This is a genomic window from Marcopretia estuarina LEGE 06307 (assembly GCF_056633115.1).
This window is the reverse complement of record NZ_JBSJOY010000002.1, coordinates 201,675-213,741: the sequence shown is the minus strand read 5'-3', so window position 1 is coordinate 213,741 and position 12,067 is coordinate 201,675. Positions and strand designations below refer to the sequence as shown.

At 68.4% G+C, this 12,067-nt stretch carries 13 protein-coding genes; 5 read left to right on the top strand and 8 right to left on the bottom strand.

Features of this window, described 5'->3' with window-relative positions; genetic code table 11:
• The first annotated feature begins 105 nt into the window (after nucleotides 1–105).
• Entirely contained in the window at nucleotides 106–1,155 is a 1,050-nt protein-coding gene (locus ACWJI3_RS05350; protein WP_480203108.1) for a tellurite resistance TerB family protein, read from the top strand.
• A 164-nt stretch (nucleotides 1,156–1,319) separates the two neighbouring features.
• Here ACWJI3_RS05350 and ACWJI3_RS05345 read toward each other — a convergent pair whose 3' ends face one another.
• The 7 genes from ACWJI3_RS05345 to ACWJI3_RS05315 all read right to left on the bottom strand — a co-directional run bounded on the left by ACWJI3_RS05345 (nucleotide 1,320) and on the right by ACWJI3_RS05315 (nucleotide 6,618).
• A complete protein-coding gene (locus ACWJI3_RS05345; RefSeq protein ID WP_480203107.1) occupies nucleotides 1,320–1,832 on the bottom strand; it encodes an HPP family protein in 513 nt (170 codons plus the stop codon).
• Nucleotides 1,829–2,104 carry an MSMEG_0570 family nitrogen starvation response protein gene (locus ACWJI3_RS05340; protein ID WP_480203106.1) on the bottom strand — a complete coding sequence of 92 codons (276 nt, stop codon included), beginning with the start codon at nucleotides 2,102–2,104 and terminating at the stop codon, nucleotides 1,829–1,831. The genes ACWJI3_RS05345 and ACWJI3_RS05340 overlap by 4 nt, the downstream gene beginning before the upstream one ends.
• 106 nt (nucleotides 2,105–2,210) lie before the next feature.
• Complete coding sequence (locus ACWJI3_RS05335) at nucleotides 2,211–3,209, bottom strand: sll0787 family AIR synthase-like protein (RefSeq protein WP_480203105.1); 999 nt, start codon at nucleotides 3,207–3,209, stop codon at nucleotides 2,211–2,213.
• Nucleotides 3,206–3,850, bottom strand: coding sequence for an MSMEG_0567/Sll0786 family nitrogen starvation N-acetyltransferase (locus ACWJI3_RS05330; RefSeq protein WP_480203104.1), 645 nt, complete (start codon nucleotides 3,848–3,850; stop codon nucleotides 3,206–3,208). Before ACWJI3_RS05330 ends, ACWJI3_RS05335 begins: the two co-directional genes overlap by 4 nt.
• Complete coding sequence (locus ACWJI3_RS05325) at nucleotides 3,850–5,016, bottom strand: MSMEG_0568 family radical SAM protein (RefSeq protein WP_094511262.1); 1,167 nt, start codon at nucleotides 5,014–5,016, stop codon at nucleotides 3,850–3,852. Before ACWJI3_RS05325 ends, ACWJI3_RS05330 begins: the two co-directional genes overlap by 1 nt.
• A complete protein-coding gene (locus ACWJI3_RS05320) occupies nucleotides 5,009–6,133 on the bottom strand; it encodes a Nit6803 family nitrilase (protein WP_480203103.1) in 1,125 nt (374 codons plus the stop codon). Before ACWJI3_RS05320 ends, ACWJI3_RS05325 begins: the two co-directional genes overlap by 8 nt.
• 2 nt (nucleotides 6,134–6,135) lie before the next feature.
• A complete protein-coding gene (locus tag ACWJI3_RS05315) occupies nucleotides 6,136–6,618 on the bottom strand; it encodes an MSMEG_0572/Sll0783 family nitrogen starvation response protein (protein WP_094511252.1) in 483 nt (160 codons plus the stop codon).
• A 342-nt stretch (nucleotides 6,619–6,960) separates the two neighbouring features.
• Here ACWJI3_RS05315 and ACWJI3_RS05310 point away from each other — a divergent pair, with 342 nt between their 5' ends.
• The 4 genes from ACWJI3_RS05310 to glnT are packed head-to-tail and all read left to right on the top strand — an operon-like array spanning nucleotide 6,961 to nucleotide 11,493.
• On the top strand, nucleotides 6,961–8,223 hold the full coding sequence (locus tag ACWJI3_RS05310; protein WP_480203365.1) for an MSMEG_0569 family flavin-dependent oxidoreductase: 1,263 nt from the start codon (nucleotides 6,961–6,963) through the stop codon (nucleotides 8,221–8,223).
• Entirely contained in the window at nucleotides 8,199–9,224 is a 1,026-nt protein-coding gene (locus ACWJI3_RS05305) for a fatty acid desaturase (RefSeq protein WP_480203102.1), read from the top strand. Before ACWJI3_RS05310 ends, ACWJI3_RS05305 begins: the two co-directional genes overlap by 25 nt.
• On the top strand, nucleotides 9,221–10,210 hold the full coding sequence (locus ACWJI3_RS05300; protein WP_480203101.1) for an alpha/beta fold hydrolase: 990 nt from the start codon (nucleotides 9,221–9,223) through the stop codon (nucleotides 10,208–10,210). Before ACWJI3_RS05305 ends, ACWJI3_RS05300 begins: the two co-directional genes overlap by 4 nt.
• 41 nt (nucleotides 10,211–10,251) lie before the next feature.
• Nucleotides 10,252–11,493, top strand: a complete 1,242-nt coding sequence (gene glnT, locus ACWJI3_RS05295; RefSeq protein ID WP_480203100.1) for a type III glutamate--ammonia ligase — start codon at nucleotides 10,252–10,254, stop codon at nucleotides 11,491–11,493.
• Nucleotides 11,494–11,495: 2 nt separating this feature from the next.
• Here the strand turns inward: glnT and ACWJI3_RS05290 are convergent, their stop codons facing one another.
• Nucleotides 11,496–12,050, bottom strand: a complete 555-nt coding sequence (locus ACWJI3_RS05290) for an antibiotic biosynthesis monooxygenase (RefSeq protein ID WP_094511573.1) — start codon at nucleotides 12,048–12,050, stop codon at nucleotides 11,496–11,498.
• Nucleotides 12,051–12,067 lie beyond the last annotated feature (17 nt).

The following is a 12,067-nucleotide window of genomic DNA, read 5'->3' as shown; positions in this document are numbered from 1 at the left end:
AGCCATCGGCCACAAGGCCGAGGAACTGTGCCGAATCAAGAGCTGTAGCTGTAGCTGTACCTTCTGACTGAATTATGATTAAATGAAAACAGTACTTGAGCAACCATGGCCGATCAAACTCGCTCCTCAGCAGCTGACACCACTTCTGCTGCTGAAGCATTTCAACAAAAGCTTTCTGACGGGCTGATGGGACTCTTTGAACTAGTTATATCCAATCGCAAAGGATATTATGCACAACACCCAGAGCGCGTCCCTACCCGGGAATCAGTAGCAGCAATTGTCGATTCCTGCTCCACGAAGAATGCTGTGATTTCAGGAGGATTCAATCTTGTACCAGGGCCATGGGGCCTTGTAGGGATTGTTCCTGAGCTTACATTGATTTTTCGAAACCAGCTAACTCTAATCTATGACATCGGAATTGCCTATGGAAAAACTGAAGTTTTAACCAAGGAGCTTCTTGCCGGCGTTCTACTTGATGCGTTCGGAATAGGTGCCGGCTCTTTGTTTGTGATGCAGGGAAGCAAGTTAATCGTCAAGCGTGTTTCACTTCGCGTCTTCCAGAGAACTGTCGCCCTATTGGCGGGAAGAGTCACCCAGCAGGCTCTGAAGTCTGCGCTCAGCAAATGGGTTCCAATTCTCGGCGCGGCCGCAATGGCCGCTTGGGTTCACTATATGACCAAGAAAGTCGGCCGGAAGGCCGACCAGATTCTCAGTCAAGATATATCATTGGATGAAGAAGAAATTGATCATGATGAACCCCTCAAGTCGCCAGAAGACTCAACAGCAACAGAAGAGCCAAGCGGAGCATCCGCTGTTGTGCAGAGGCTCAGAGTTCTCGCCTGCCTTGCATCAATTGACGGAATGACTCACGACCAAGAATCAGGATTCATCAAAGAGATGATGTCTAATTATGAGCTTCAATCAGTGGACAAGAACGAAATCCTGAAGTCTCTCGAAAGTTGTCAGCAAATTGAAGTTGATTACAGCGTTTTGGCGGCCAATCCAAGTGATTCGATAGGCGTCTTGGTTGACATGGTTGCTTTATCAAGGCGTGACGAAGTTGTCCACCCCGCAGAAAGGATGTACATTCGGAAGGTAGGGGAGATCCTCGGAGTTGCCGAAGCCGACGTCAAGGACCTAATCGAAACCGCTTAACTTATTGATCGCGCCATCACGATCAGCCATCACACTCTTCGCGGTAGATACACTCCACGAACAAGTTTCAGCGAGGAGATTGGAGGCAGAGTTTTCGTGAGCGATGCGGCTGATTGCTGGACCCTGCGTTCATTCACTCACTCCACCCCAACCGAAAAGCGCATTCACCAATACTTCGGATACCTGCCAGTTCTCACGGCGTTGTTATAAAACAGCGCCACTGCCGTCACGATCACGGCGCCCAGGGCGGTGGGGAAGAGCAGGAAGCCCCAGCCGGGCTGCAGCAGGAACACGATCACCGGGTTGGAACCGGCCGGGGGGTGCACGGTGCCGGTGGCCATCATCAGGGCGATCGCGGTGGCGAGGGCGGCGGCCATGGCCCACCACTGGGGGCCGAACAGGCTGAGGAACAGCAGGCCCACGGCGGTGCTGAGCGTGTGGCCCAGCACGATGTTGCGCGGCTGGGAGAAGGGAACGTCGGGGTAGCCGAAGGCCAGCACGCAGGTGGCGCCGAAGGAGCCGAGCACGAAGGGGGCACTGAGGCCCAGCTGCAGCAGGGCAACAGCGGCGATCGCCAGGAAGCCGCCCAGCCAGGCCAGGGCAATGGCCCGGCGGGCGGGCCGGGGAGGAAGCGGCGCCCGGTCACCGCGAAACTTGGCGAAGAAGGAGGCGTTCATGCGGCGCTGATCGTTACGAACTGGTCGGCGGCGTAGGCGGTGGCGGTGTGGCGCAACTTGCTGCGCTCCTCATCGGTGCGCGTGCAGGCGAAGCCATAGCGGGCCCGCACCCGCTCGGACGCCTCACCCAGCGCGCGCTCGGCGCGCTGCTGCAACTCCGCCACCGGCAGCCGCTCACCGGGTTGGAGGTGCTGCAGGATCACCGTCGAGGGCGAATAGAGCGTGGTCTGGCGGCCGTCGGGCCATTCGAGCTGCAGCATTACTTCGGGCATGGCAGGAAGGCGGGAGGTGGACGTGAGCGTGAACGTGGGCGTGAACGTGAGGGTGAACGTGAACGCCGAAGCAGAACCAGGCCAGCGAGGCTGAGCGCTGCACCCCCTACCCCGACGGCACCGGGCCGAAGCCGGTGAGTGCCTCTGCGCCGCTCCACACGGTTTCCTCGCCGCCACCGGCCCGCAGGCGCACGCCCGGCTCCGCCGTGAAGCGGCCGATCGGCTGGCAGATCAGGGCCGGCCCATGGCCCTCCGCCGCGACGGCCGCCCGCAGGGCCGGCTCCTGCCCGGGCGCCACCGCCAGCAGGAAGCCGAAGCTGGGGAAGCAGGCCAGCCAGTCTTCCAGCGCCACGCCCTCAGGCGGCGTGATCGCCTCAAGCTCGAGCGTCAGGCCGCAGCCGGCGCTCTCGCAGAACATCACCGCCGTGCCCACCAGGCCGCCCATGCTGATGTCCTTGGCGGCATGCACCACCCCGTCTTCCGCCAGCTTTGCCGGCAGGGCCAGCTGGCGGCGCAGCAGCTCCGGCGCCGCCTGCGTGGCCGCATCCCAGAAACGATCCGGAAGGCGCATGTGGCCGGCGCCATTCACCAGCAGAACGCAGTGGTCGCCGGGGCGGGCGAAACGGGCCGAGAGCACCGCGCCAGCGGCGCTGCCCAGCACCGCCACCGCCAGCGCGTCGTAGGGGCTGTTGAGGTTGGTGTGGCCGCCCACCACCGGCACCGCGAAGCGCGCCGCCGCCGCCTGCAGACCCGCCAGCACCGGCTCGGCCCGCTCCGCCCCGCGGCACCAGAGGCTGTTCACCAGTGCCAGCGGCCGGCCACCCATCGCGGCGATGTCGCTGAGGTTCACCAGCACGCCGCACCAGCCGGCGAACCAGGGATCCTTGGCCAGCAGGCCCGGATCCATCCCTTCGCTGGCCAGCAGCAGACGGCCGCTGCAGGCCGGCAGCAGGGCGGCGTCATCGCCGAGCAGGGCGGCCGGGCCGAGGGCGGCGAAGGGCTGGTGGGGGAAATGGGCGGCGGGGCGCTGAATGGCGGTCTTGCCGTGCAGGCCGGCCAGGGCACGCAGCCGTGCCGCCAGCGGCGCCAGGTCGATGCCGCTCATGCCACCGGCCGGCGTTCCCGCGACGGGGTGTAGTAACGGAGGTCGGCCTCCATCAGGTGATGGGGCAGCCCCTTGAGCTCCAGGGTGTCCACCGAGTGCCAGTGCAGGCGCTGGAAGAAGCGCACGTTCTGCTCCTGCACAGTCGCCAGGAAGCGGTCGCAGCCCCAGCCGTTCGCGGTGGTCACGGCCTTCCAGATCAGGCCCTTGCCGATCTGGTTGTGGCGGCGGAAGGCGGCGTCCACGCCGAGCCGGCCGCCGTACCAGAGCCTTGGCTCCTGCTCCAGGATCCGCACCACCCCCACCACCGGCCCGCCGCTGCCCGGGCTGGCGCCCGCCCGGTTGGCCCCATGGGCGATTGCCGCGATCGGGGTGGCGTCCGCGTCGCGGGCGTCGCGGTCGGAGGCTTCGAACAGATGCTGCTCCTGGCAGAAGATGCGGCGACGCAGATCCCAGTAGCCGGCCAGCAGCGGCGTGCCGGGCCGCAGCAGATGGAAGGAGAAGCGCTCGGAGCAGGCCGAGGGCGAGAGGCGGAAATCCTCGGCGTCGATGCCCAGACCCCAGCGCACCGACGGGGTGAAGGCGGCCGGCGCCGATGTGGGGCTGCGGCCGATGTCGTGGCTGGAGGGGTCAATGAAGAACATCAGGAGCTGGAGGGGCCGCAGCCCGCCTGTGGTGGGGCCGATGGGGCGTCGCTCGTGGCGGCCGCCTGCTCGAACAGCGACAGGGCCGAGCAGGCGCCGCACTTGGCGCAGCCCGCCGACATCGCGGCAGCGCGCAGATCCGATGCCGCCAGCTGCTGGGCCACGGCCGTGTAGATCTCCACCATGAAGGCGGCGCTGGGCGCGGGATGGTGCTCCAGCGGAGTGCCGCTGATCGGCACGAACGGCACCACGAACGGATACACACCAGCGGCGATCAGGCGCTCGCTGCAGGCCACGATCGCGGCGGCGCTGTCGCCCAGCCCCGCCAGCAGATAGGTGGACACCTCGCCGCGGCCGAACACCGCCACGGCCTGCTCGAACGCCTCGAAGTAGCGCTCCAGGCTCAGCTCCGCCTTGCCCGGCAGGATGCGGCGCCGCACCTCGGGCTCCACCACCTCCAGGTGCATGCCGAGGCTGTCGACGCCGGCGTCCTTCATCCGCTGGAACCAGATCGGATCCTCCGGCGGCTCGCACTGGGCCTGGATCGGCAGGTTCACCCGCGCCTTCACGGCCGCCGCCGTCTCGGCCAGCAGGCGGGCGCCGCGGTCGTCGCTGTTGGGGGTGCCGGTGGTCATCACCAGCTGGCGCACCCCATCGAGCCGCACCGCCGCCTCCGCCACCTCCGCCACCTGGGCCGGGGTCTTGCGAACCAGGGTGCGGCCGTCGTCGAGCGATTGCTCGATGGCGCAGAACTGGCACGACTGGCTGCGGTCGCGGAAGCGGATGCAGGTCTGCAGCAGCGTGGTGGCGAGCACATCGCGGCTGTGCAGCAGCGCGATCGAGCGGTACGGCGTGCCATCGGCGGTGTGCAGGCCGTAAAAGCGCGGCTCCGGCGGAGCCTCCACCACCGCCAGCGGCGTGGCGGACTCCCGCTGCAGCTCCAGACCGGCGCCACCGGCCGCCAGGCGGAAGGGGGAGCGCTGGGCGGCGCTGCTGTACACGGGCACCATCACCGTGGTGCCATCCAGGGTGAGGGCGCGGTGGTCGGAGGGGCCGGCACCGCCGCGGCGGCCCTTGTTGCCGGGCACACCGGGCTCCACCAGGCCCTGCACCTGCAGGTCGGTGACGAGCCGCGCCAGCGCGGCGGCATCCCTGGAGTCAGCCATGGGGCACGGCCTCCGGCAAGGAACTGAGCAGTGGCGGAGGGGCGGAGATCCCCGCAGCCGGGGGCGGCACGGCCGTCAGGGGTGACCGCAAGGCTTCCCGCTGGGGCTCCAGCAAGGGCTCCAGCAGTACGGGCAGGTCAGCAGGCATGGCAGGACCAGCGCCACCACCGGCAGCCGTTGCGTTGCCCCCGTCCCGCTCCTGCACCTGGCGCGCCGGCGTGCGATCGAGACGCAGGCCGAGCAGGTCGGGGCGGCTGTAGTGGCCCACGCTGTCCATCATCCGTTTGCGCTTGGTGATCAGGGCCGGGTCGAGCTCGGCGATCGCCAGCCCTTCCCCCTCCGGCAGCGGACCCGCCAGGTAGCGACCTTCCGGGCTGATCACGGCGGTGTGGCAGCCCCCCTGGCAGGCCTTCTGCAGCGCCGGATCCGGCGTGATCTGATCGAGGTCGGCGGGATCGAGCCAGGCGGTGGAACTCACCACGAAACAGCCCGCCTCCAGCGCGTGGTGCCGCAGGGTGACGGCCGTCTGCTCACTGAAGATCGGGCCCACCAGCGAACCGGGGAACTGGGCGCAGTGGATCTCCTCCCCCTGGGCCATCAGGCTGAAGCGGGCCAGCGGGTTGTAGTGCTCCCAGCAGGCCAGGGCACCGATGCGCCCCAGCGCCGTGGGCACCACCGTGAGGCCGGCGCCATCGCCCTGGCCCCACACCATGCGCTCGTGATACGTGGGGGTGAGCTTGCGCCGCTTCAGCAGCAGCGCGCCGTTGGCGTCGATCAGCAGCTGGGCGTTGTAGAGGCTGCCGCCCTCCCGTTCGTTGATGCCCAGCAGCACGTGCATGGCATGCTCGCGCGCCGCGGCCGCGATGCGGCGCAGCGCCGGACCCGGCACCGTCACCGCCTGCTCATAGAGGCGCAGATGGGAGCGCCCCATCAGCGCCGGCGGCTCCACGAAGGAGAAGTAGGGGTAATAGGGAAGAAAGGTTTCGGGAAACACGATCAGCTGCACCCCCTGGCCGGCCGCCTCCGTGATCGCTGCCAGCACCCGCTCCACAGACCCCTCCAGGCTGTGCAGCACCGGACGGATCTGGGCGGCGGCCACGACGATCGGGCCGTTCATCGTCAGAGCGTCCAGGTGTCGAGGATGAAGGCGCCTTCCTTGCGGTGCATCAGCACGATGTCGAGCACATCGAGCGGATTCACCGGGGTGATGCCCGCCATCAGTGCCCCCTCGCCATGGCCGTAGAGGGCCTGAAGGGCGAAGCGGCAGGCATACACCTTGCCGCCCTGGTCCATGAACTTCTGCAGGCGGGCGTTGAAGTTGAGGTGGCCGTCGAAGGCGGCATCACCGAGCTTGGGGAAGCCGCGCTGCACTCCGAGGGTGACACCGGGCCCGTAGAGCAGGATCGAAGTCTCGAAGCCCTTGTTGATCAGGCGGCTGGCCTGCAGCAGGTTCACCAGGCCGATCGAGCCTTCGAACGCCACGGTGTGAAAGGTGATGAGCGCCTTTTCGCCCGGTTCCGCCTTCACATCGGGGAACACCTTCTCCTCGTAATCCACGAGGAAATCGCCAGGTTGATTGGCGGGGCGGGTGACCTCAGGCATGAACCGGCGACCTGCGAAAGAAACAGCGTCACGACCATGCACCAGGCCTGTGTGAACTTACGTAGCAGCAGGCACCAAACGGCAGAGCCCGTGCTGGCCTGCGATTTGGTCTTGATTGCTACCGGGCCGCCCCTCACGGCAACTCACGATGAGGAGGGTGATGGCCTGGCCGCGCCACTGTCTTCCTCCCCTTCTCTTCCTCCCCTTCGCCGCCTGCCCGTGGGGTCAGCCTCCACCTCACCCGCCGCTTCTGCCGCTGAGACCATCGCTGCATCTCCCGGTGGCACACCTGCGCAGAGCGCGGCAACCGACGGCGCTGCCGCCCCCGTCACGGCGCCGGTTGTGGTGATCGGCGGCGGCCAGGCGGGGCTGTCGGTGGCGAGCTGCCTGCAGCAACGGGGCATTGAGGCGCTCGTGCTGGAGCGCCACCGGGTGGCCCACGCCTGGGAGCAGCAGCGCTGGGATTCCTTCTGCCTGGTCACCCCCAACTGGCAGTGCCGCCTGCCCGGCTTCCCCTACGACGGCGATGATCCCGACGGCTTCATGGGCCGTGAGGCGATCGTCGACTACGTGCGCCGCTTCGCCGAACGTTCAGCCATCACCGTGCGGGAGGGGGTGAGCGTGGAACGGCTGGTGCCCAGCAGCAATGGCTACCGCCTGCTCACCAGCGCCGGCGTGGTCGACACCGAGCAGGTGGTGATCGCCACCGGCGCCTACCACCACCCGCGCCGCCACCCGATGGCCGAGCGGCTGCCCGGCAAGGTGCTCCAGCTCGATGCCCGCGACTACCGCCATCCCGATCAGCTGCCGGAGGGCCCGGTGCTGGTGGTGGGCAGCGGTCAGTCGGGCTGCCAGATCGCCGAAGATCTCTTCCTGGCCGGGCGTCGCGTGCACCTCAGCGTGGGTTCGGCGCCCCGTTCGCCTCGCCGTTACCGCGGCCGCGACGTGGTGGAGTGGCTGGAGCGGATGGGGGTCTACGACACCCCGATCGACGCCCATGCCGATCCCCGCGCCATCCGCCACAAGACGAACCACTACCTCACGGGCCGGGACGGCGGCCGCGAAATCGACCTGCGCCAGCGGGCCAGCGAAGGCATGGTGCTGCATGGCCGGCTGGAGCGGATCACCGCAGCGGGCCTGAGCTTTGCCGACAACCTGGCCGCCAACCTGGATGCGGCCGATGCCGTGTACACCCGCATCCGCGCCAGCATCGACGCCTACATCGCCGCCAACGGCCTCGACGCGCCGCTGGAGCCGCCGTACCAGCCCTGCTGGCGTCCTGCCCCGAGCCGCGAGCTCAGCTTGATCGACCTCTACAAGGAGCCGCTGGCCGCCGTGATCTGGTGCACGGGTTACCGCTCCGATTTCAGCTGGGTGGAAGTGCCGGTGTTCGATGGCAGCGGCGAACCGGTGCACCACCGGGGCATCACCCAGGCCGAGGGGCTCTATTTCATCGGCCTGCCGTGGCTGCACACCTGGGGCTCGGGCCGCTTCTGCGGCATCGGCGGCGACGCCGATCACCTCGCCCAACGGATCCAGCAGCAGCTGCAGCCTCGCGGCAGCCGGACGGAGCCGCTGGAATGCACGGCACTGCTCGGCTCATGACGGCTGTGGACCATCCAGCGGCGACCCCTTCCGTGGACGACCATCCAGGGGCGACCCCATCAACCGACGCCAGCGCCCTGATCCCCGCCGCTGAGCTGCGCGAGCTCAATGGCCGCTCCGATCGGGCCGGCTGGCTGCAGACCCTCTCCCATGCGGCGCTGATCCTGGCGACGGGCTGGGTGTGGGGCGACGAGCGGCTCAGCCTGCTGCTGCGCCTGCCGGCCCTGCTGCTGTGCGGCTGGGGCCTGGCCTTCGCCTTCTGCGCCATGCACGAATGCGGCCACCGCACCGCCTTCGCCAGCCGCGCCGTCAACGACGCCGTGGCCTGGTGGGCGGGGGTGCTGAGCTTCTACAACGCCGACTTCTACCGCCGCTACCACCAGTGGCACCACCGCTACACCCACCAGCCGGGTCTTGATCCCGAGCTGGAAGACCAACCGCCGACCAGCCGCTGGGCCTACCTGCTTGAACTCAGCGGCCTGCCCTGGTGGAACGCCAAGCTGCGCGGCCATCTGCGCGGCCTGCGCGGTGAGTTCAGCGCCAACCCCTACATCCCCGCCGATGCGGCGCCAGCGGTGCGCCGTTCCCTGCTGAAGCAGGCGGCTGTCTACGGCGTGCTGCTGCTGCTGTCGGTGCCGGGGGGCAACGGCTTTCTGCTCTGGCACTGGCTCCTGCCGCTGGCACTGGGGCAACCGCTGCTGCGTTTCGTGCTGCTGGCTGAGCACGGCGGCTGCGACACCGGCACCAACGGCCTGAGCAACACCCGCACCACCAGCACCCTGGCGCCGCTGCGCTGGCTGATGTGGAACATGCCGTTCCACGCCGAGCACCACCTGTTCGCCTCGGTGCCGTTCCATGCCCTGCCGGCGGCCCACCAGTGGCTGGCGCCCCAGCTGCGTCATCTGGATCCGGGCTACCTGGCGGTGCATCGCCGCTTCCTGGCCGATCCGTCGCTGCTGGAGCTGCCCGCCGCCCCCACCCTCCAGCCGCAGCCGGTTTGAGCGCCCCGGCGTCCAGCGGCGACCGCCACTTCCCGCTGGGGCCGTTCCGCTTCCACTGCGGCCAGACGCTGCCGGATGCCTGGCTGTCGTACCGGGTGTACGGCACGCTCAACCCACAGCGCTCCAACCTGGTGCTCTACCCCAGTTCCTACGGGGCCTGGCCGGAGGACATCGAATGGGTGGTGGGCCCGATCCTCGACCCGGAACGCTGGTGCGTGGTGCTGGTGAGCCAGTTCGGCAACGGCCGCTCCAGCAGCCCCAGCAACAGCGCCATGGGGCTGGCGGAAGACGGCTGGGTGATCCACCACAGCGACAACCTGCGCGCCCAGCAGCAGCTGATCCAGGGGCTGTTCGGGGTGGAGCGGCTGGCGCTCGTGTACGGCTGGTCGATGGGGGCGCAGCAGGCGTACCACTGGGGCGCCCTGGCCCCGGCGGCGGTGGAACGGCTGTTCTGCCTCTGCGGCACGGCCCACACCACCCCGCATAACCGCCTGTTCCTGCTGAGCCTGCGCCAGGCCCTCACCGCCGATCCGGCCTGGGACGGCCACCGCTTCCGCGCCAGGCCCGAGCAGGGTCTGCACACCTTCGCGCTGATCTACGCCAGCTGGGCCGCCAGCCAGGCCTATTTCAAGGAGGGGCGCCACTTGGTGCAGGGCATCGCCAGCGTGGAGGAGGCGGTGGAGCGCAGCTGGCTGCCGGCCTACCGGCGCCATGATCCCCACGACCTGATCGCCATGCTCGATGCCTGGCTGGCCAACGCCCTGCCGGCACCGTTGAGCGCCATCCGCGCCCGCACCACCGTGCTCGCCGGCAGCCACGACCTCTATTTCCCCCCCGACGACTGCGCCGCCGAAGCCCGTCTGATTGCCGGCGCCCACTTCGCGGTGATCGATTCGGTGCTGGGCCATCGCGCCGGCAACCCCCGCGACGCGCCAGCCGAACAGGCCTTCATCCGCAGTGCCCTGGAGCGGCTCTGCGACGACTGACGCCGGCCCTGACCCCCATCCCTTTCACCCCCACCGCTTCGATGACCGACCTGGCCCGCTTCGCGACCGATCGCGGCATCCGCCACGTGCTCTTCTCGTTCACCGATCTGTTCGGGGTGCAACGGGCCAAGCTCGTGCCGGTGGCGGCGGTGCAGGAGGTGGCGGCCGCCGGTGCCGGTTTCGCCGGCTTCGCCGCCTGGCTGGCCATGACCCCCGCCGACCCCGACGTGCTGGGCCTGCCGGACACCTCCAGCCTGATGGTGCTGCCGTGGCAGCGGGATGTGGCCTGGGTGGCCACCGACCTGCAGGTGGGCGGCCTGCCGCTGGAGCAGTCGCCGCGCTGGGTGCTGAAGTGCCAGCTGGAGCGGGCCGTGCGGCTGGGCTACCACTTCCGCACCGGTGTGGAGGCGGAATTCTTCCTGCTGCAGCCCGGCGGCGCCGCGATCGCCGATGGCGACGACAGCCAGAGCAAGCCCTGCTACGACCAGCTGGCGCTGATGCGGCAGTACCCGCTGATCGGCGGCCTGCTCGATGGCATGGGCGACCTGGGCTGGGGGCCCTACCAGGCCGATCACGAGGATGCCAACGGTCAGTTCGAGCTCAACTGGACCTACGCCGACGCCCTGGTCACCGCCGACCGCCATGCCTTCTTCCGGGTGATGGCGCAGGCGATGGCCGAGCAGCACGGCGCGCGCGTGAGCTTTTCGCCCAAGCCATTCGCCTCCCTCACCGGCAACGGCGCCCACCTGCACCATTCGCTCTGGAACGCCGACGGCCACAACCTGTTCCACGATCCACGCGGGCCGCTGGGCCTGTCGGCGCTGGCCTACAAGTTTCTGGGCGGGTTGCTGGAGCATGCGCCAGCGCTTTGCGCACTCACCAACCCGGTGGCCGAGAGCTACCAGCGGCTCGGCGGTCTGCACACCAGCTCCGGCTCCACCTGGTCACCGGGCTGGATCAGCTACGGCGGCAACAACCGCACCTACATGGTGCGCATCCCCGACGACCAGCGGCTCGAGCTGCGCCTCGCCGATGGCGCCGCCAACCCCTACCTGCTGCCGGCGGCGGTGCTGGCCGCCGGCCTCGATGGCATCGAGCGCAACCTCGATCCCGGCCCCCGCGAGGATGCCAACGCCTACACCGATCCGCCGATCGGCCGGGCGCGGCCTCTGCCGGGCAGCGTGGAGGAGGCGCTGGAGGCCTTCGCCGCCGACCGGGTGCTGCGGCAGGCACTGGGCGAACCGTTCTGCCAGGCCTATGAACAGCTGCGGCGGCAGGTGTGAGCTCAGGCGCGCGGGTAGAGCCAGCGGCGGAACAGCCGCGTCACCCTTGGCATCACCACGTAGGTCATCAGGGTCACCGTCGAGGCGGTGACCAGCAGGGTGCGCAGCAGGGGGTTCAGCTCTCGCACCAGGGGCGAAAGCACCAGGCTGATCAGGTTGATCAGCAGGAAAATCGTGAGGGTGGTGATCACCACCATCTTGTAACGGGGCGGCGGCGGCACCCCCGGCTGCCGGGGCAGGGTGAACCAGGTTTCCAGCCCGCTCAGCACGGAGATCTGCGGTGGCTCCTGCGTGTGCTCCGCCACGCGCGCCAGCAGGGCCTGGCGCTGCGGCGACACCTCCCAGCGGCGCAGCTGGCTGAGACGCGCGAACTTGAACACGATCCGGTAAGTGGAATCGTGCTCATCCACCGGGCGGTACACATTCACGCCCAGATGGCCCTCACAGCAGCGGGCGGCGGCCACCAGCTCGCTCAGGGCCGCCTCGAAAGCTTCCGTGCGGCCAGGCTTCACCCGCTGCAGCACATCGACAGTGACGGCGGGATCCTCGTGGGCCATGCAGCGCAACCCTCAGC

Bases quoted from the DNA above. Each gene is read 5' to 3' on its own strand.
- ACWJI3_RS05325 (WP_094511262.1), bottom strand. From the start codon at position 5,016: ATGGCTGACTCCAGGGATGCCGCCGCGCTGGCGCGGCTCGTCACCGAC.
- ACWJI3_RS05315 (WP_094511252.1), bottom strand. From the start codon at position 6,618: ATGCCTGAGGTCACCCGCCCCGCCAATCAACCTGGCGATTTCCTCGTG.
- ACWJI3_RS05335 (WP_480203105.1), bottom strand. From the start codon at position 3,209: ATGAGCGGCATCGACCTGGCGCCGCTGGCGGCACGGCTGCGTGCCCTG.
- ACWJI3_RS05340 (WP_480203106.1), bottom strand. From the start codon at position 2,104: ATGCCCGAAGTAATGCTGCAGCTCGAATGGCCCGACGGCCGCCAGACC.
- glnT (WP_480203100.1), top strand. From the start codon at position 10,252: ATGACCGACCTGGCCCGCTTCGCGACCGATCGCGGCATCCGCCACGTG.
- ACWJI3_RS05320 (WP_480203103.1), bottom strand. From the start codon at position 6,133: ATGAACGGCCCGATCGTCGTGGCCGCCGCCCAGATCCGTCCGGTGCTG.
- ACWJI3_RS05345 (WP_480203107.1), bottom strand. From the start codon at position 1,832: ATGAACGCCTCCTTCTTCGCCAAGTTTCGCGGTGACCGGGCGCCGCTT.
- ACWJI3_RS05290 (WP_094511573.1), bottom strand. From the start codon at position 12,050: ATGGCCCACGAGGATCCCGCCGTCACTGTCGATGTGCTGCAGCGGGTG.
- ACWJI3_RS05350 (WP_480203108.1), top strand. From the start codon at position 106: ATGGCCGATCAAACTCGCTCCTCAGCAGCTGACACCACTTCTGCTGCT.
- ACWJI3_RS05330 (WP_480203104.1), bottom strand. From the start codon at position 3,850: ATGTTCTTCATTGACCCCTCCAGCCACGACATCGGCCGCAGCCCCACA.
- ACWJI3_RS05305 (WP_480203102.1), top strand. From the start codon at position 8,199: ATGCACGGCACTGCTCGGCTCATGACGGCTGTGGACCATCCAGCGGCG.